The sequence below is a fragment of the Streptomyces dengpaensis genome (genome assembly GCF_002946835.1).
In the GTDB taxonomy this organism is placed as follows: Bacteria; Actinomycetota; Actinomycetes; order Streptomycetales; family Streptomycetaceae; genus Streptomyces; species Streptomyces dengpaensis.
In genome coordinates, this window is the sequence record NZ_CP026652.1 from 3,918,487 (window position 1) to 3,936,296 (window position 17,810).

Below are 17,810 nucleotides of genomic sequence, written 5' to 3' on the forward strand. Positions count from 1 at the left end.
GTGAGTGTCGTATCGACGGCACGTGATCGCGCCCGCCCGCTCCGAGGCCTACGTCCGCTTCGGTTTCTCTGGCTTTTCCGGCTGTTCCGGCTGTTCCGGCTTGTCGTTCAGGAGCTCCCGTAGCTCCGCCACCACCGGGCTGTCCGTCTCCTCCAGGGCCTTCAGCGCCGACTCCCATTGTTCGTATGCCGCTTCGGCGTCCCCTCGCGTGCTCAGGAGCAGCCCTCGCTGGTGGCGGGCGAGTCCTCCGGTGTAACGGTCGGCCCGGCAGTCGGCCCTGCGCAGCAGCAGGTCGCATTCGCACGCGGCGCGCTCCCACTGGCCCACCCCGCGCAGCGCCCGCACGAGGCCGAGCCGGGTCTGCGACTCGCCGTGCCAGTCGCCGTGGGTGCCAAGGATGCGCAGGCTCTCCTCGAAGTGCGGTAGGGCCGCGGCCGGTTCGCCGAGGGCGAGGTGGGCGTAGCCGATGTTGCAGTGCGCGGAGTGGCGGATGATGACGTCGTCGAGCGCGACGCCGATCGTGAGGCTGCGCTTGTGGTGGTCGATGGCGGCCCGGGGATCCGTGTGCTCGTACAGGTTGCCGAGGTGGCTGTAGGTGATGGCCTCCGTGTGCGGATCGCCCAACTCGCGGGAGAGTTCAAGGCTTTGGAGGAGCGCCTCGCTGGATTCGGCGTGGCGTGGCGCACCAGGACCGGGACGTACGGGGAGGTCGCGGCGTGGCGTTCCACCAGCGCCACCAGGTTCTCCAGCTCCAGGTCGCCCCAGGCGAAGGCCTCCTTCGCGGAGCGGAACGGGGGTGTGGCCACGACGTCCGCCGCGTGCGCGTGCGGCTGTGCGGCGGTCGGGCGGCTGCGGTCCTCGCGGTCGAGGCCGGGTTCGAGGATCGCCTCCAGGGAGCGGGCGGCGACACCGGCGTACTCGATGCCGAGTTCCTCCAGCAGGCGGGCCCGCAGGTCGCGGTGAACGGCGAGGGCTTCGGCCTGGCGGCCCGTGCGGTGCAGTACGAGCATCAGGAGGCGGTGGAAGGCCTCGCGGAGGGGGTACTCCGCGGTGAGGGCGGCCAGCTCGGGGGCCAGCCGGTCGCGTCGGGCGACTGTGGAAGCGAGCATCAGCTCGGCCTCGTACCGCCACTCCAGGACCAGCAGCCGGGCCTCCTCCAGACGCTGGACGAAGGCGTGTCCGCCGGTCTCGGGCGGCAGCCCGCTCAGCGGGGTGCCGCGCCACAGCGCGAGCGCCGCCGTGGCTTCGCGCAGGGCCCGTTCCCAGTCGCGCCCGGCGTGCGCGACGCGCGCGGCCGTGGCGTGGTGCGCGAAGACACGGACGTCCAACTCGCCCTCGCCGACCCGCAGGACGTAGCCGGGAGGCACCGCGCGCAGGCGCTCCGGGTCGTCGAGGAGGCGGCGCAGGCGCGTCACATGGTTGTGGAGGGAGGCCTGCGCGGACGCCGGGGGCGCTCCGCCCCACAGCGCGTCCTTGAGTACGTCGACCGGGACGACCCGGCCCGGTTCCTGGAGCAGCGCCGCCAGCAGGGCACGCATCTTAGCGCTGCCGATCGGCCTGAACTCGCCGTCGGCGTCGTACAGGACCGGCGGCCCCAGCAGCCCGAACCGCAGCTCGTCCCGCATCACGCCGCCCCACTGCCTTCCCGACCGAACCGTGTGCCTCATGTTAGCGATCCGTTGGCGTGACCTGATGTGATCAGTTCATCGGATCTGGCCCGACGGTGCGCGCGTATGAGGCGTAACTCGGGGGAGTGTCGCCGCCGCGGCCGGATCCGGGGTGCCAGAGGCCCCGGTCGTCGGAGGTGAACGACCGGGGCCTCCGTCTGTCAGCCACCGGAGGCGTTCTCGTCGGACGGATCAGATGACAGGCGGGCGTTCCCGTCGGTCGAGTCAGATGACGGGCGGGCGTCCCAGCCGGGTGAGCCGCCACACCGTGCGCCACCGCATCGGTCGGCGCTCCCCGCCGGGTTGCCGCAGGCCCTCCGCGAACCCGCCGAACCAGGCCTTGAGCCCGCCGACGGACCGGGTCCGTACGAGCGTGGCGAGGATCCAGATGCCCAGGTGCACGGGGATCAGCGGGAGGGGCAGCCGGCGGCGGGTGAGCCAGACCCGGTTGCGCGCGGTCACCCGGTAGTAGATGGCGTGCCGGGCGGGCGAGGTCTTCGGGTGCTGGAGCAGCAGCTCGGGCTCGTACCGCACGGTCCACCCGGCGTCGATGGCACGCCAGGCCATGTCGGTCTCCTCGTGCGCGAAGAAGAACTCGGCGGGCCAGTCACCGATCTCGGCGAGCATGGGCATCGAGAGCGCGTGCCCACCGCCGAGGAACCCGGTGACCGGCCCTCCCCGCATCGGGTCACTGGCCCCGACGCGGGGAACATGCCGGCGCTGCGTCTCCCCGTTCTCGTCGGCTATGCGGAAACCGACGATGCCGAGGCGCGGGTCGGCGGCGTACAGGTCCCGTACCTTCCGCAGCACATCCCCGTCGATCAGCAGCCCGTCGTCGTCGAGTTCGACGACGACGTCGACGTCCCCGAACTCCTGCAGGCATCGCAGGCCGACATTGCGGCCGCCCGGACACCCGAGGTTCTCGTCGACCTCGATGGTGGTCACCTCACCGGGGAGGCCGAGGCGTTCGGCGAACTCGGGCAGCGGGGAGCCGTTGCCCACGATCACGATCCGCGCGGGCGGGACGTCCTGCTTGGCCACGGAGGTGAGCAGCGCGTCGACCTCGGTGGGCCGGTTCCCCATGGTCACCACGGCAACGGCAAGCCGCGGCCCCTCCTCCGCCTGTGACACGACATCCACCCCATCCCGGCCGACAACTGTGCCCGCGATGCTAGCCGTTCACCGAAAATATGCTCCACGTACGTCCTTCCGTACGTCCGGACGGCATCGGTCGGGCCGCGTACGCCCGGCGGAGTTGCGGTGAGTTGTGTGGGTTTGCATGGAGTTGGGTGACAGCGACGGGGGACGGGGTCAGTGGGCCACCGGCGGGGCGATGCAGGCCGTCTCCGGGTAGGGGCCGGTGACCTCGGTCCACACGTGGTCCTCGCTCACCACGCCCGAGATGCACGCGGTCTTGCCGACCCAGATGCCGTACGCGGTGCCCGGCACCTTCTCCGAGTGGTCCACGTTCCAACGCGACCACGGGTCCTGGACCCGCATGTCCTCGGCACGGAAGCCGAGGGAGGCGAGCGCGGGGCGTACGTCCTTGGGGCTGATCTTCCCCTCGCCGCGCAGTTTCTCCAGCAGCGGCTTGACCTGCTTCGCCTTCTCCTCAGCCGCCGCCTCGTCCGCCGGACTCATGTCCTTCGCCCTGCGGCCGATGTTGTTCTCGGCGTTGTGCGGCGCGCTGTCGCCCCGGTCCGGCTCGGCGTGCGGGCTCGCGCCCGGGGAGACGGAGCCGGAACCCGACGTCGCGGGCGCGGCCGGCCCCAGGCCCGGCTTCTGGGTGCCACACGCGGCGAGGCACGCGACGGCGGTCACGGCCAGAAGGGCGGAGCGCCGAGCGACGCTCGTACGGCTCGTACGGCTCTGGCGGCTCTGGCGGCTCTTCCGGAGAGGCATGAGGCCAGGCTGACAGAAGAGCCGGCAGGGCACCTGAGTACGGACACTCATCTCGAACAGCCCACCCACCCTGCGGAGTTCGAGGAGATCGCCCGAAGAGCGCCCGGCGCCACCCTGCTGCGCCGGGGCGGCGCCGGGCAGGATGAGGGACATGCGGAGTGACACGCCTGGTCCCACATCGCGCTACCTGTCCCTGCCCGAGGAATTCATCGTCCTCTCCCACTTGGACTCCGGCAAAGTCCACGACACCACTCAAACGGCGTTCGGCTGCGCGGCAGCCGAACTCGCCGAACTCGCCCTGCGCCGCAAGGTATTGGTCCGGCCCCACAAGTCCAGGAAGTTCGGCGTCGAGGTCTACCGGCACAAAGGCGAGATCGAACTGCTCGACAGGGGCCGCACGGGTCTCGCCTGGGCAGACGAGCTGCTGGCAGACCTGGCAGACATGACAGGCCTGGAGACCCACGCCGTATATCGATGGCTCCGCCGACGCCACCGTAAAGCGCTGCCTCTGCACAGGCAGACGCTCACGGAACGCGGCGTGCTGCACCACAGGCCCGGGAAACTGCTCGGGAAGGAGCGCTACTACCCCGACCCCGGGGTGCGCAATGCCCTGATCAACGAGGTCCGCACCGCGTACACCAGCCAGAGCCCGCTCACCGGACACCTGCTGCTCCTCTGCGATCTGCTGGACGGCGCCGAACTCACCAAAGACCTCGGCCTCACGTTGACCCACCGCCAGAGACTGGACCGCGCCCGCGGCATCGGAGCCGTGGAGCCCCTCCCCGAAGTCCTACGCGACACCAGCACGGTCCTCGGTTTCTCCATACCCAAACGCGACGGCGGAGGTTTCGGCTTCGGCGACGGGGACTAGGACCTGACTGTTGCGAGCCCGGGGCGCGGCGCATCGGAAGGCTGCGGACCCGCATTCGTCGGCCGGCTATCTCGCCTCGGTGAGCGTCGCATAGACCACGATGTTGCCCTGGTACCCGGTCTTCTTGGCGTAACGGCCACCACAAGTGATCACGCGCAGTTGGGGCAGCTCGGAGCGGCCGTAGACCTTCTTGCTGGGGAACTCCTTCCGGCTGTAGAACTCCACGGCGTCGACGGTGAACAGGGCTGTGCGCCGGTCTTTCCGGCTGATCTCGATGACGGAGCCCTTGGCCAGGGCGCCGAGGCCGAAGAAGACGCCGGGGCTGCCGGTGCGTGTGTCCACATGCCCGGTGGTGATAGCCGTCCCGGTCGAGCCGGGCGCCGTGCCGTCGCCGTACCAGCCGGCGAGGTTGGCTTTGTCGGCAGGCGGAGGCCGCAGCGCCCCCGCCCGGTCGAGGCCCAGCCTCATCATGGGAGCGTCAACCTTGAGGGCGGGAACACGAATCCGCACCGGATCCGCCGGGGGCAGCGGCTGGACGGCGGGAATGACGGCGGAGGGGGTGCGGCCGGAAGCGGGGAGTTCAGCGAAGCCCTGAGAGGGGGCGGTGGCAGCGGGAGGTGCGAAGCCCTGGGCAGCGGAGGGCTGCGGTGGCTGCGCGTCATGCACCCCGCCGATCACCAGCACGATGCCTGCCGCCGCGGCGCAGGCCAGCACCTTGACCGAAAGGACCGACGAGTAGAGGGAAGCATCGGTCCTGCGCTGGGTTTCCATGAGGTCGAGCCTGCCTCTCTACGCCTACGTCCCTCTGCCCCCTGTCCCCCGCGCCTCTGCGCTTCTGCCCTCCCTGCGCCCCTGCCCCTCTGCCCCCATGTCTCTGGTCTCTTGCTCGCAGTGGGGCGAGGTGGGCCTCGCGGACCAGGGACCCGGGATCCCCCGCCCCGGCTCCCGGACCTCGTCTTCGGGCTCCGGACCTCGGGCCGATGCGCTGACGCCGTTGGCGTATCCGGTCAGCGGCTAGCAGCTGATGCTCTGCCCGAGGGCCGACGTGGTGCGGGAGCCTGGCTGTCACGTACCTACGCTGTCCGAGCGGTAGCGGCGCCACCGCATCAGACCTCCGGCGGCGGCTCCCGCGAGCAGCACACCGCCCAGAACCAGCGGCTGCGTGTCTCCACTCCCGGCGTCCCCGAAGCCGGCCCCGACGGCGCCGTGTGGCTGGCCGCCCATCGTGACCTCGTACGTTCCCGTCACTTGGGTCCGCGGCGGACACTTGACGGTGACTTCGTCGCTGCTCGGATCCATCCCCTCCGGCACCTGGAACTCTCCGGCGAGTACGCCCTCACGATCCCCCTCGAAGAGGTGAAAGGACCCTCCCGCCTTCGACTCGCCCTTGCCATAGGTCTCCGAACCGCAGGCCGTGGTCTCGACGAAGACCTTGGAGCCCGGGGAGGCGTTCCTCGGGTTGATGTCGATGTCCGAGTCCCCGGCGACAGCGGCCGGAGCCTGTAGGGCAACGGCGCCGAGAACCAGGCCGATGCCGGCGGCAATGTGTGCGTAACGCATGAGCTTCCTCCAACGGGGCAGTAACCGGCCTATCCGCAGGGCACGTCTGCTGTGCTCCACCCACGAGGCAACCGACACCCCGTCACCTCCGCAACACGACGCATCGCCATGCGTGTCCCCCGGGCAGGCGGAGTGCCTGCGCCCGCTCTGCCGTTTGCGCAGGTCATCGAGGCGGACACGGCTGCCGCCGGAGAAATACGAGAAGATGGCGATCGGGCTAGTGACCCTTCGTCAAGTCCACGGATCACGTCCGCTCGTCGCCCCTGCCACCGGCCATCGCCATCACCCGCCGCAGGCGCCGGACGGAGCGATGCACCCCTCGGCACGATGGTGAAGTACCCCCGAGATGCGGCAGAAGGTGACAGCAGGTCAGATGGGACTGCCCGAGGTTGCGGGGGTCAGGCGCTCTTGCCCGCCGCGACCGCGACCTGGACCTCGACCGGCGGCGTGGGTTCCTCGTTCGCCCGCTGCGGCGGCACGGTGTCCGGCGTGGTGCGGCGGCCGGCAAGCGTGTGTGCCGCGCCGACCAGGAGAAGACGACAGAACCGACCAGGTTTCCGAGGAGGGAGACGACGATGACGGCCCCCGCGCCGCCGACCGACACCCGTCGGCGACAGGCACCTTGCACCATCGTCATCATGTTGCTGGTGTACAGCTCGGCACCGGCGAAGATCACAAGGGTCAGTGCCACGCCGAAGACCATGCCCTGGATCAGCTTGGTCCACGGGCAGTGCTCCGCGCTGGGCGGGCCGGTCACCATGAGCATCAGCAACGGCGATACGGCCATGGCCACGCCCACCGGTGACCTCGAGGTGGCGGCCATACCTCTGGACGTTCCGCTCCCTGGGGCTCGCGGCCCGATACTGCCCGCAGACCGGACGTACCTGCCTATGCGCGTGCATATACGTGTGGCACGCACGCCGACACTCTCCGACGTTGTCCGCGAATGTCCGACTCCCGCTGCGCCAGGCTGCCGGCGACAGAGAAAGCGCCCCAGAATAAGAGAAAGCCCGAGTCAGCTGTATCTGACCCGGGCTTTCGCTGGAGCCGCCTTCGGGATTCGAACCCGAGACCTACGCATTACGAGTGCGTTGCTCTGGCCATCTGAGCTAAGGCGGCACGCTGTCCGCACTATGGTGCGATCAGCAACGTCGGTAAGTCTACACAGTTTCCGGTGGTGCTCCGTACACACCCCGGAGGGGCCCGTTCCGGGGTGTGGGGCACGGCTATGAGCAGCGCTTTTCCTTGGGGGGAGGGGTGCCCTGGAGGAGGTAGCGGTTGATCGTGGAGTCGACGCAGGTGCTGCCGCGGCCGTAGGCGGTGTGGCCGTCGCCGACGTAGGTGAGGAGGCGGGCTGAGGAGAGCTGGGAGGCGAGGGCCTGGGCCCAGGGGTAGGGGGTCGCCGGGTCGCGGGTGGTGCCGACCACGAGGATCGGGGCCGCGCCCTTCGCCTCGATGCGGTGGGGTTCGCCGGTCGACCTGACCGGCCAGTAAGCGCAGTTCAGCGAGGCCCAGGCCAGGCCCGCGCCGAAGACGGGCGACGTCTTTTCGAAGGCGGGGAGGGCCTTCTCCACTTGGTCGGGGGTGGAGAAGGCTGCTGGGAGGTCGAGACAGTTCACGGCGGCGTTGGCGTACATCAGGTTCGCGTACTTGCCGTTGGCGTCACGCTCGTAGTAGCTGTCGGAGAGGGCGAGCAGGCCTGCGCCGTCCTTCTCCTTCATCGCCGCGGTGAGCGCCTCGCGCAGCTGCGGCCAGGCCGCCTGGTCGTACATCGCCGCGATCACACCCGTCGTCGCGAGGGCCTCGCCGACCTTGCGGCCGTCCGCGTCGCCCGCCGGGATGGGCGTCTTGTCGAGCTGCTGGAAGAACGCCTTCAGGTTCTTGCCCACCTGGTCCGGGCTCGCGCCCTCGCCACCCAGCGGGCAGTCGCTCTGGCGTACGCAGTCCTTCGCGAACGACTGGAAGGCCGTCTCGAACCCCGCCGTCTGGTCCTGGTTCAGCTTGCGCGCGGGCAGGGACGGGTCGATCGCTCCGTCCAGGACCATGCGGCCCGCCCGGTCCGGGAAGAGGCCGGCGTACGTCGCCCCGAGGAACGTCCCGTACGACGCCCCGGCGTACGTCAGCTTCTGGTCGCCCAGCGTGGCACGCAGGATGTCCATGTCCCGCGCCGCCTCCACCGTGGAGACGTGCCGCAGGAGGTCCGGCGAGCGCTGTCCGCAGCCCTCGGCGAACTTCTTGTACGCGTCGACCAGTTGCCCCGTCTCCTTCTTGTCGTCGGGAGTGGTGTCCGTCTGCGTGTACGTGTCCATCTCGCGGCCGGTGAGGCACTCGACCGGCTCACTGCGGGCCACGCCGCGCGGGTCGACCGCGACCATGTCATAGCGGGCGCGGACCTCCGGCGGATAGCCGATGCCGGCGTACGACTGCAGATAGTTGACCGCCGAGCCGCCCGGCCCTCCCGGGTTGACCAGAAGCGAACCCAGGCGCTCGCCCGGACCCGTCGCCTTCTTGCGGGCGACCGCCAGTTTGATGTCACCCGAGGCCGGCTTCGCGTAGTCGAGCGGCGCCTTCATCGTGGCGCACTCGAAGCCGGGGACCCCGCAGGTGCGCCAGGTCAGCTTCTGTTCGTAGTACGGCGACAGTGTCGACGGCGTGGAGCGCGGCAGCGCGGCCAGCGCGGCGCCCGCCGTCGACGTCGTCGCCGTCGAGGAACTCCCGGAGGAGCAGGCGGAGATGAGCAGCGCTGCTGCCGCCAGCAGCACGCCGCTCGCGCGGAAAGACGAAGACGGCCAGGGGGAACGGCTCGGCCGGCGGGACCGGTTCGGCCGAAGGGTGCGCCTGATGTACATCCCGCGAGCGTAACCTTGCGCGATCAATTGATCACCTTCAGTCGCCTGCGTGCCTCGTACGAGTTATTCGGTCAACCCGTCGTGCACCTCGCCGTGGGCCCGTCGTGCGCCTCGCCGTGCGTACGTCGTGTACCCGTCGTGCGCCTCGCCGCTAGCCCGTCGTGCACCTTCATAGTGGGCCTTGTCCTGCCGGTCACGCCCGGTGCTCCGGGCGCGGCGAGCGGTTGAGGCGCTCCGGGCGGCTTCAGCCCGCCCGCAGCGCCATCGTCATCGCCTCCACCGCGAGCAGCGGAGCCACGTTGCGGTCGAGGGCCTCGCGGCACGCCGCGATCGCGTCGATGCGGCGCAGGGTCGCCTCCGCCGAGCTGCCGCGGGCCAGGCGCTCCAGCGTGTCCTCGGCCTCCGTGTTGCCGAGGGCCACACGGGAACCGAGCTGGAGAGCGAGGACGTCGCGGTAGAACCCGGTGAGGTCGATCAGGGCCAGGTCCAGGCTGTCGCGCTGCGTACGCGTTCTTCGACGCTTCTGCCGGTCCTCCAACTCCTTCATGATGCCCGCGGTGCCGCGCGGCATACGGCCGCCCTTCTCCGCGCCGAGGGCCGTCTTCAGGTCCTCGGTCTCCTTCACGTCGACTTCCTCGGCGAGCTGCTTGGCGTCCTCCGAAGCCGTGTCGATCAGCTCCTGGGCCGCCTTGAGGCAGCCCCCGACGTCGTCGATCCGGAGCGGGAGCTTGAGGACGGCGGCCCTGCGCTCACGCGCGCGCGGGTCCGTGGCCAGGCGGCGGGCCCGGCCGATGTGGCCCTGCGTCGCGCGGGCGGCGGCCGCCGCGACGTCGGGCTCGATGCCGTCACGACGTACGAGGATGTCGGCTACTGCGTCCATCGGAGGCGTGCGGAGCGTGAGGAGGCGGCAGCGGGAGCGGATGGTGGGCAGGACGTCCTCGATGGACGGGGCGCACAGAAGCCAGACCGTGCGCGGCGCCGGTTCCTCCACGGCCTTCAGCAGGACGTTGCCCGCGCCCTCCGTGAGGCGGTCCGCGTCCTCCAGGACGATGACCTGCCAGCGACCGCCGGCGGGCGACATCTGGGCGCGGCGGACCAGGTCACGGGTCTCCTTCACACCGATGGACAGGAGGTCGGTGCGGACGATCTCCACGTCGGCGTGGGTGCCCACCAGGCTCGTATGACAGCCGTCGCAGAAGCCACAGCCGGGGACGCCGCCGAGCGCGCGGTCGGGGCTCACGCACTGGAGCGCGGCGGCGAAAGCCCGCGCCGCGGTGGAACGGCCCGAGCCGGGCGGGCCGGTGAACAGCCAGGCGTGCGTCATCTTGGACGCCTCGGGGGGCGGGGCGTCCGCGGCGACCGCCGTGACGAGGGCGTCGGCGTCCCGGGCAGCGGCGGCGAGCTGCCCGCTCACCTTCTCCTGGCCCACCAGGTCGTCCCACACGGGCATGGGGAACCGCCCTTTCGTCGCACTTTGCCTTGCCGCGTCCATTGTGCGGGTCGCCACTGACAATCGGTCCCGGCCGGTGGCGGCGGGCCGCCGTGGCCGCGTCAGCGGGCCGCCGTGGTCGCTCCCCCACCGCGGAGCCTCGCCCGGCTCCAGCCGCGCGAGCCCCGGTGAACGCGAGCCCCGGTGAACCCTACGGTGCCAGCGCAGACCAGCGGGTTCTCGCCCCCTCCGCCCCTACCCGTCCCTTACCTGGAGGCTCCGTCCCCAGACCCCCTGTCGCGCTTCGCGCTCGTCCTCAAACGCCGGACGGGGCTGAAAAATCAGCGGCGGCCGTCCGGCCCCCGACCCGGCTCCTCATCCCATTCGTCGTCCTCGCGCGGGCCCAGCAGTTCGTCCGCCAGGGTCGGGAGGTCGTCCAGCGGAGTCTCCTCGGCCCAGTCGGGGCGGGGCCGACGGCGCGGGGCACCCGCGTCGTCGACCTGGGGCAGCTCGCGCGTACGGTCGCCGAAATCGCCCGGCTGCGGCGCCTGCTGCTCGTCCCGGAAGAATCCGGGCGGGACCCGGCCCGCCGGATCGCCGGCGGAAGCACCCGCCGTGGGTGCAGCCGGCGCAGCACCCGCGCCCCCGTCCCGTACGGGAGGAAGCACCGCGGTCTCATCGGCCGCACCCGGAGCAACAGGTGGCAGCACAGCGGTTTCGTCCGTCGCCCCCTCGGGCGCCGGCGGCCGCGGCAGCTTCGCCGTCTCCTCCCCGTCGGAGCGGGCGCCGGGACGAGAACCGGCACGGCCCTCGTCCGCCCGCACCGGCGGCAGCACAGCCGTCTCGTCCGCCGGCCCACCCGGCGCGTTCGACGGCGTCACAACCGGCGTAGGCACCGTCGTGTCACTGTCGGACGCGGAAGTGCCAGCCGCGTCCGAACCCGCACCCGAACCGGAACCGGAACCCAAGCCCGACGCCTCAGCCGCGGCCGAGGGCTCCGCCGCCACCCGTCGAGCCTCCTCCGCCCGGAGCAACGCCTCCTCGGCCCTCCGCTGCTTCTCCAGACGGCGCGCCTCCGCCTCGGCCCGCAGTCGGGCTTCCTCGTCGGCCTGCTTGCGCCGACGCTCCTGCTCGGCCGCCCGGGCCTGTTCCTCGGCCAGCCGGCGCACCCGCTCCTCGTCGGCCCGGAGGCGGGCCTCCTCGGCGCGCTGCCGGGCCTCCTCCGCCTGGCGCTCGGCCTCGCGCCGCTGGGCCTCCTCCAGCTCGCGCTGCTTGCGCTCCTCTTCCTCCGCGCGCAACCGGGCGAGCTGCGCCTGGCGCTCGCGCTGGAGCCGCTCCTCCTCGGCCTTGCGCGCGGCCTCTTCCTCCGCCTGGCGCCGGGCCTCCTCATCGGCGGCCTTGCGGGCCTCCTCCTGGGCCTTCTCCTCGGCCTCGGAGAGGGGCAGCATCACGTCGAGCCGGTGGCGGATGAGGGTGGTGACCGCCTCGGGCTCCTGCGCGGCGTCGACGACCAGGTAGCGGCCCGGGTCGGCGGCGGCGAGCGTCAGGAAACCGGACCGCACGCGCGTGTGGAACTCGGCGGGCTCCGACTCCAGCCGGTCCGGCGCCTCCGTGAACCGTTCGCGGGCCGCCTCGGGCGACACGTCCAGCAAAACCGTCAGATGCGGTACGAGCCCATCCGTCGCCCACCGGTTAATGCGAGCGATTTCCGTCGGGGACAGATCACGTCCGGCGCCCTGGTAGGCCACGGAGGAGTCGATGTAGCGGTCGGAGATGACGACGGCACCCCGTTCCAGCGCGGGCCGCACCACCGTGTCGACGTGCTCCGCGCGGTCGGCGGCGTACAGCAGCGCCTCCGCACGGTGCGAGAGCCCCGCCGAGGACACGTCCAGCAGGATCGACCGCAGCCGCTTGCCGACCGGCGTGGCGCCCGGCTCCCGGGTCACCACGACCTCGTGGCCCTTGGCGCGGATCCACTCGGCGAGCGCCGCGGCCTGGGTGGACTTGCCGGCCCCGTCACCGCCCTCCAAGGCGATGAAGAAGCCGCTCGCGGCGGGTGCCTGCGCCGGGTCGTCGCCGCCGCGCAGCGCGTCGCGCAGGTCGTGCCGCAGCGGCACTCCGGAACGGTCGTCGACCTTGGCGAGCACCACCGCGGCGACGGGCAGCAGCAGCGCGCCGACCAGCATCAGCGTGAAGGCGGCGCCCCCGTGCGCGAACACGAACTTGCCGTTCTCCAGGCGGTGCGGACCGATCGCGGCGGCCACCACGGGCGCCACCAGCGCGCCGAGCGCCACGGAGACCCGTACGACCGCGTGCAGATGTTCGGTCGTACGCCCCCGGCGGAATTCCTCGGCCTCCTGGTCGAGCAGCGCGTGCCCGGTGTTCGCGGCCGTGCCCGCGCCGATGCCGGCGAAGGCGGCGATCAGCAGCACGGTGGTGGCGTCCGGGACCAGCCCGGCGGCCAGCAGCGCGACCCCGGTGAAGGCGATCGCCAGCGCGAGCAGCCTGCGCCGTGACAGCGACGGCAGCAGGGAAGGGGCCGTACGGATGCCGATGACGACACCCCCGGTCAGGGCCAGCACCAGCAGCCCGTACGTCACCGGTCCGCCGCCCAGGTCCTTGGCGTGCAGCACGGAGACGGCGACGGCCGCCGCGATGGCCCCGGCGACAGCCGCGCAGGCGAGGACCAGCAGCGGAATCGCACCGGTGCGGCCCTTGTCGACACCGGTGCCCGTCTTGGGGCGGCGCAGTCCCTCGAGCGGCGACCGCGCGCGCGGGGTGCGCGCGTCGGGCAGTTCGAGGAACACGAGTACCGAGAGCGAGGCGGCGAACAGTCCGGCCGCGACGTACGAGGCGAGCGCCACCTGGTGCTGGTCGAACCACTCGATACCGGCACCCAGCAGATTGTTGAGCAGCGACACCACGACGAGTGCGGCGGCCGCGAGCGGCACCGCCAGGAATCCCGTACGCAGCGACAGGCGCCGCAGCGCGTCCATGTGGTCCGGCAGCGGCCGCACCGCGGCGCCCTCCGGCGGCGGCGCGGGCAGCAGCGCGGGCGCCGCGCTCTCCCGGCACACCGTCCAGAACCTGTCGGCGACACCGGTCACGAACGCGATGACAAGGAGGATGGCCAGCGCGTCGTCCGGCGTCCAGTCGATCCACAGGGGCGCGACGATGAGGAGCGCGGCCCGCAGGCCGTCGGCTCCGGCCATGGTCCAGCGCCGGTCGAGCGGCCCCTCGGGGGACGTCAGTGACGTGAGCGGACCGAGGAGTACGGCTCCGAAGAGCAGCGTCGCGAGGACGCGTACCCCGAAGACGGCCGCCACGGCGAGGGCCACTCCGCGGTAGCCACCGCCGAAGGAACCCTCGTAGATCGCCGCCTGGAGGGCCAGGACGACCAGCACGAGGAGGGCCAGCGCGTCGGCGACCCCTCCTACGAGCTGTGCGCTCCACAGCCGCTTCAGCTGCGGCTGGCGCAGCAGCGCGCGGACGGCGCGCTCGCGGGAATCCGCGACCAGGGCGTCGTCGGGGGCCGGGGTGTGGGCCGTTGGCTGCTCGGCTCGCGTCATCCTGCAAGCCTATCCGGACCCACTGACTCCCCGAAGGGGTGTCCGAACATACGGGCGCCCCCACACCGGATGGTGTAGGGGCGCACGCGCATCCGAAGCCGACATCAGGCACCGACATCAGGCACCGAAGGGATCAGCCCTCCGAAGCAGCCGTCTTCTTGGCGGCGGCCTTCTTCGCAGGCGCCTTCTTGGCGGCCGTCTTCGAAGTCGTCGTCTTCTTTGCGGCCGTTTTCTTGGCAGGTGCCTTCTTGGCAGCCGTCTTCTTCGCGGCGGTCTTCTTCGCGGCCGTCTTCTTGGCGGGGCCCTTGGCGCGCTTCTCGGCGAGCAGCTCGTAGCCGCGCTCGGCGGTGATGTCCTCGACGCTGTCGCCGGAGCGCAGGGTCGCGTTGGTCTCGCCGTCGGTCACGTACGGCCCGAAGCGGCCGTCCTTGACGACGACGGGCTTCCCGCTGACCGGATCCTCGCCCAGCTCCTTCAGCGGCGGCTTGGCGGCCGCGCGGCCCCGCTGCTTGGGCTGCGAGTAGATCTCCAGCGCCTCTTCGAGGGTGATGGTGAAGAGCTGGTCCTCGGACTGCAGGGAGCGCGAGTCCGTGCCCTTCTTCAGGTAGGGCCCGTAGCGCCCGTTCTGCGCGGTGATCTCCACGCCCTCGGCGTCCGTGCCGACGATGCGCGGCAGGGACATCAGCTTGAGGGCGTCCTCGAGAGTCACCGTGTCGAGTGACATCGACTTGAACAGCGACGCCGTACGCGGCTTGACGGCGTTCTTGCCCGTCTTCGGGGTGCCCTCGGGGAGCACCTCGGTGACGTACGGGCCATAGCGGCCGTCCTTGGCGACGATCTGGTGGCCCGTCGCCGGGTCGGCGCCCAGCTCGAAGTCGCCGCTCGGCTTGGCGAGCAGCTCCTCCGCGAGCTCGACGGACAGCTCGTCGGGTGCCAGGTCCTCGGGGATGTCGGCGCGCTGGTGGTTCTCCGCGTCCTTCTCGCCGCGCTCGATGTACGGGCCGTAGCGGCCGACGCGCAGCACGATGTCGTTGCCGACCGGGAAGGACGACACCTCGCGGGCGTCGATGGCGCCCAGGTCGGTGACGAGCTCCTTGAGGCCGCCGAGGTGGTCCCCGTCGCCGTTTCCGGCGTCCGCGGCGCCGCCGTCGCCGACGCCTTCGCCGAAGTAGAACCGCTTCAGCCACGGCACGGACTGGGCCTCACCGCGCGCGATGCGGTCGAGGTCGTCCTCCATCTTGGCCGTGAAGTCGTAGTCGACGAGCCGCCCGAAGTGCTTCTCCAGGAGGTTGACCACGGCGAAGGACAGGAAGGACGGCACAAGGGCCGTGCCCTTCTTGAACACGTATCCGCGGTCGAGGATCGTGCCGATGATCGACGCGTACGTCGACGGGCGGCCGATCTCGCGCTCTTCGAGCTCCTTGACCAGGCTGGCCTCGGTGTAGCGGGCCGGGGGCTTGGTGGCGTGCCCGTCGACCGTGATCTCCTCGGCGGACAGCGGGTCGCCCTCGTTGACCTGGGGCAGCCGGCGCTCGCGGTCGTCGAGCTCGGCGTTCGGGTCGTCCGCGCCCTCGACGTACGCCTTGAGGAAGCCGTGGAAGGTGATCGTCTTGCCGGACGCGGTGAACTCGACGTCGCGGCCGTCGGCGGCCGTGCCACCGATCTTGACCGTCACGCTGTTCCCGGTCGCGTCCTTCATCTGGGAGGCGACGGTCCGCTTCCAGATCAGTTCGTACAGCTTGAACTGGTCGCCGGTCAGACCCGTCTCGGCCGGGGTGCGGAAACGATCACCCGAGGGACGGATCGCCTCGTGCGCCTCCTGCGCGTTCTTGACCTTCCCGGCGTACGTACGCGGCTGGGCCGGCAGGTAGCCGGCGCCGTACAGCTGCGTGACCTGGGCACGGGCGGCGGCGACCGCGGTGTCCGAGAGGGTCGTGGAGTCCGTACGCATGTAGGTGATGAAGCCGTTCTCGTACAGCTTCTGGGCCACCTGCATGGTCGCCTTGGCGCCGAAGCCGAGCTTGCGCGAGGCCTCCTGCTGAAGCGTCGTCGTACGGAACGGCGCGTACGGCGAGCGGCGGTACGGCTTGGACTCGACCGAGCGGACGGCGAAGTCGGTGTTCTCCAGGGCGGCGGCGAGCGCGCGGGCGTTCGCCTCGTCCAGGTGCAGCGTGTTCGCGCTCTTCAGCCGGCCCAGCGAGTCGAAGTCGCGGCCCTGGGCGACGCGCCGGCCGTCGACCGACGCCAGGCGGGCGACCAGCGAGGACGGGTCGCTGTTGTCGCCGACGCGGCCGGTGCCGAAGGTGCCGGTCAGGTCCCAGTACTCGGCGGAGCGGAACGCGATGCGCTCGCGCTCGCGCTCGACGACGAGGCGGGTCGCCACGGACTGGACACGGCCCGCCGACAGACGGGGCATGACCTTCTTCCACAGGACCGGCGAGACCTCGTAGCCGTAGAGGCGGTCGAGGATGCGGCGGGTCTCCTGGGCGTCGACCATGCGCTTGTTCAGGTCGCGCGGGTTGGCCACGGCCTCGCGGATCGCGTCCTTGGTGATCTCGTGGAACACCATCCGCTTGACCGGGACCTTGGGCTTCAGGACCTCCAGGAGGTGCCACGCGATGGCTTCGCCCTCGCGGTCCTCATCGGTGGCGAGGAAGAGTTCGTCGGAATCCTTCAGCAGGTCCTTGAGCTTCTTGACCTGGGCTCTCTTGTCAGCGTTGACCACGTAGATCGGCTGGAAGTCATGCTCGACGTCGACGCCGAGGCGGCGCACCTCGCCGGTGTACTTCTCCGGCACCTCCGCGGCGCCGTTCGGGAGGTCGCGGATGTGCCCGACGCTCGCTTCGACGACATAGCCGGGGCCGAGGTAGCCCTTGATCGTCTTCGCCTTGGCAGGCGACTCGACGATGACGAGTCGGCGGCCGCCGTGTGCGGTGTCGCTGGTCGGGGACAACTTCGCTCTTCTCTCCGGTCGACGAGGGGGGCTCCCCAGGTCTTGCTCCCGGGGGTCGGGTCATGCTGACGCTGCGGAGTGTGACGGTACATCCCGTCCCCGTGTCAAACGGGAAAAGCCCGCAACGGCCACTCGAACGGTAACCCGACTACCGCCATTCCTGCCGCCCAGAGTGTCGACCAGCACTTTCGGGCCTATCCGGAGCGTGACCTCCCAGTTACCGGATTGCCGGTCCTCACGCGCGCGTCAAGCACCACATCCCGACCACCAGCGCAGCGGTTCCGACGACACTCGCGAGCGTCACCGATGCGACGCGGTTCACACCGAGGGCGACCGGCTCGCCCTGCCGCAGCCGGACCGCGGTCCAGGCCAGCAGTCCGCCTCCGAACAGGGCGAACACCGTCCCCGCGAAGATCGCCGGTCCGCTTTCCATGGGTGTGTCCTTCCGCCCCGAATCCTCAGAGTCGGGAGGCTGGCACGCCCCGGAAACCGACGGGCGAACCTGCCGTGAACGCCGGGCAACCGGCATCCCATGGGGTGCTCAGACCGTACCCGGCGCCGGTATCTTCCCGGTCGTCTTTTTTCTTTTCTTTCTTTTCGGCGAGGCCCACCGCGATCACGACTGTGGCGAATCTGTCGTTCCGGTCTTCCCTGTCTTCCTTGTCGCTCAGCCGACCGTGGCCGCGACTCCGATCCGGGCGCCCAACTCGACTCGAACTCGTCGACCCGGTCGGTGCGCGGCTTGGCACTGTCGGTCACCAGGGACTGAAGCGCGCCGGCCGGTCCCCGCGTAAGTCCGGACCGCTCGCATAGGGGGCGGACGACGTACGCACTGTGCGGTGCCACTGAACTCCACGAGGCGTACGGCGACGGGTACCGGCGACCGGTCCGCGTGGGCCACCCGGCGTGGCGTGACCGCCCGGTCCGGCCGCGCCGGGTCCGGCCGCGGCGCCCGCCCCCGGCGCAGCCGGCCCCTGCGAGGCACACGGCAGCCCCGCTACCCAGCAGCC

At 71.1% G+C, this 17,810-nt stretch carries 11 protein-coding genes, 1 tRNA gene and 1 pseudogene; 1 reads left to right on the forward strand and 12 read right to left on the reverse strand.

Features of this window, described 5'->3' with window-relative positions:
- Window positions 1–48 precede the first annotated feature (48 nt).
- The 3 genes and pseudogenes from C4B68_RS17955 to C4B68_RS17965 form a co-directional block, all read right to left on the reverse strand.
- Window positions 49–1,625, reverse strand: a pseudogene (locus C4B68_RS17955) (AfsR/SARP family transcriptional regulator).
- Between the two features lie 267 nt (window positions 1,626–1,892).
- The gene (locus C4B68_RS17960; RefSeq protein WP_240634713.1) at window positions 1,893–2,750 is read right to left on the reverse strand and encodes a glycosyltransferase; all 858 of its coding nucleotides are present in this window, start codon (window positions 2,748–2,750) and stop codon (window positions 1,893–1,895) included.
- A gap of 228 nt (window positions 2,751–2,978) precedes the next feature.
- Entirely contained in the window at window positions 2,979–3,569 is a 591-nt protein-coding gene (locus tag C4B68_RS17965; protein ID WP_143674413.1) for a hypothetical protein, read from the reverse strand.
- 151 nt (window positions 3,570–3,720) lie between these two features.
- On the opposite strand from C4B68_RS17965, the gene C4B68_RS17970 reads away from it, so the two are divergent.
- Window positions 3,721–4,440, forward strand: a complete 720-nt coding sequence (locus C4B68_RS17970) for a GPP34 family phosphoprotein (protein ID WP_099504933.1) — start codon at window positions 3,721–3,723, stop codon at window positions 4,438–4,440.
- Window positions 4,441–4,506: 66 nt separating this feature from the next.
- On the opposite strand, the gene C4B68_RS17975 is transcribed toward C4B68_RS17970, so the two are convergent.
- The 9 genes from C4B68_RS17975 to C4B68_RS18015 all read right to left on the reverse strand — a co-directional run bounded on the left by C4B68_RS17975 (window position 4,507) and on the right by C4B68_RS18015 (window position 17,233).
- The gene (locus C4B68_RS17975; protein ID WP_099504934.1) at window positions 4,507–5,211 is read right to left on the reverse strand and encodes a class F sortase; all 705 of its coding nucleotides are present in this window, start codon (window positions 5,209–5,211) and stop codon (window positions 4,507–4,509) included.
- A gap of 294 nt (window positions 5,212–5,505) precedes the next feature.
- Complete coding sequence (locus tag C4B68_RS17980) at window positions 5,506–6,000, reverse strand: sortase (RefSeq protein ID WP_099504935.1); 495 nt, start codon at window positions 5,998–6,000, stop codon at window positions 5,506–5,508.
- 244 nt (window positions 6,001–6,244) lie between these two features.
- Complete coding sequence (locus C4B68_RS17985; RefSeq protein WP_099504936.1) at window positions 6,245–6,823, reverse strand: formate/nitrite transporter family protein; 579 nt, start codon at window positions 6,821–6,823, stop codon at window positions 6,245–6,247.
- A gap of 219 nt (window positions 6,824–7,042) precedes the next feature.
- Window positions 7,043–7,119, reverse strand: a tRNA-Thr gene (locus C4B68_RS17990).
- A gap of 107 nt (window positions 7,120–7,226) precedes the next feature.
- Window positions 7,227–8,849 (reverse strand): alpha/beta hydrolase, encoded by a 1,623-nt coding sequence (locus C4B68_RS17995; RefSeq protein ID WP_099504937.1) that lies wholly within the window; start codon window positions 8,847–8,849, stop codon window positions 7,227–7,229.
- Window positions 8,850–9,093: 244 nt separating this feature from the next.
- Window positions 9,094–10,299, reverse strand: a complete 1,206-nt coding sequence (locus C4B68_RS18000) for a DNA polymerase III subunit delta' (protein WP_099504938.1) — start codon at window positions 10,297–10,299, stop codon at window positions 9,094–9,096.
- Window positions 10,300–10,619: 320 nt separating this feature from the next.
- Window positions 10,620–13,847, reverse strand: coding sequence for a dTMP kinase (gene tmk / locus C4B68_RS18005; RefSeq protein WP_099504939.1), 3,228 nt, complete (start codon window positions 13,845–13,847; stop codon window positions 10,620–10,622).
- A gap of 133 nt (window positions 13,848–13,980) precedes the next feature.
- The gene (gene topA / locus C4B68_RS18010) at window positions 13,981–16,800 is read right to left on the reverse strand and encodes a type I DNA topoisomerase (RefSeq protein ID WP_099504940.1); all 2,820 of its coding nucleotides are present in this window, start codon (window positions 16,798–16,800) and stop codon (window positions 13,981–13,983) included.
- Between the two features lie 235 nt (window positions 16,801–17,035).
- The gene (locus C4B68_RS18015; RefSeq protein WP_099504941.1) at window positions 17,036–17,233 is read right to left on the reverse strand and encodes a hypothetical protein; all 198 of its coding nucleotides are present in this window, start codon (window positions 17,231–17,233) and stop codon (window positions 17,036–17,038) included.
- Between the last annotated feature and the right edge of the window lie 577 nt (window positions 17,234–17,810).

Excerpts from the sequence above, each read along its gene's own strand:
- C4B68_RS17960 (WP_240634713.1), bottom strand. The coding sequence starts at position 2,750 with ATGGGGAACCGGCCCACCGAGGTCGACGCGCTGCTCACCTCCGTGGCC.
- C4B68_RS17970 (WP_099504933.1), top strand. The coding sequence starts at position 3,721 with ATGCGGAGTGACACGCCTGGTCCCACATCGCGCTACCTGTCCCTGCCC.
- tmk (WP_099504939.1), bottom strand. The coding sequence starts at position 13,847 with ATGACGCGAGCCGAGCAGCCAACGGCCCACACCCCGGCCCCCGACGAC.
- C4B68_RS17985 (WP_099504936.1), bottom strand. The coding sequence starts at position 6,823 with ATGGCCGCCACCTCGAGGTCACCGGTGGGCGTGGCCATGGCCGTATCG.
- C4B68_RS17980 (WP_099504935.1), bottom strand. The coding sequence starts at position 6,000 with ATGCGTTACGCACACATTGCCGCCGGCATCGGCCTGGTTCTCGGCGCC.
- C4B68_RS17995 (WP_099504937.1), bottom strand. The coding sequence starts at position 8,849 with ATGTACATCAGGCGCACCCTTCGGCCGAACCGGTCCCGCCGGCCGAGC.
- C4B68_RS18015 (WP_099504941.1), bottom strand. The coding sequence starts at position 17,233 with ATGGAAAGCGGACCGGCGATCTTCGCGGGGACGGTGTTCGCCCTGTTC.
- C4B68_RS18000 (WP_099504938.1), bottom strand. The coding sequence starts at position 10,299 with ATGCCCGTGTGGGACGACCTGGTGGGCCAGGAGAAGGTGAGCGGGCAG.
- C4B68_RS17975 (WP_099504934.1), bottom strand. The coding sequence starts at position 5,211 with ATGGAAACCCAGCGCAGGACCGATGCTTCCCTCTACTCGTCGGTCCTT.
- C4B68_RS17965 (WP_143674413.1), bottom strand. The coding sequence starts at position 3,569 with ATGCCTCTCCGGAAGAGCCGCCAGAGCCGCCAGAGCCGTACGAGCCGT.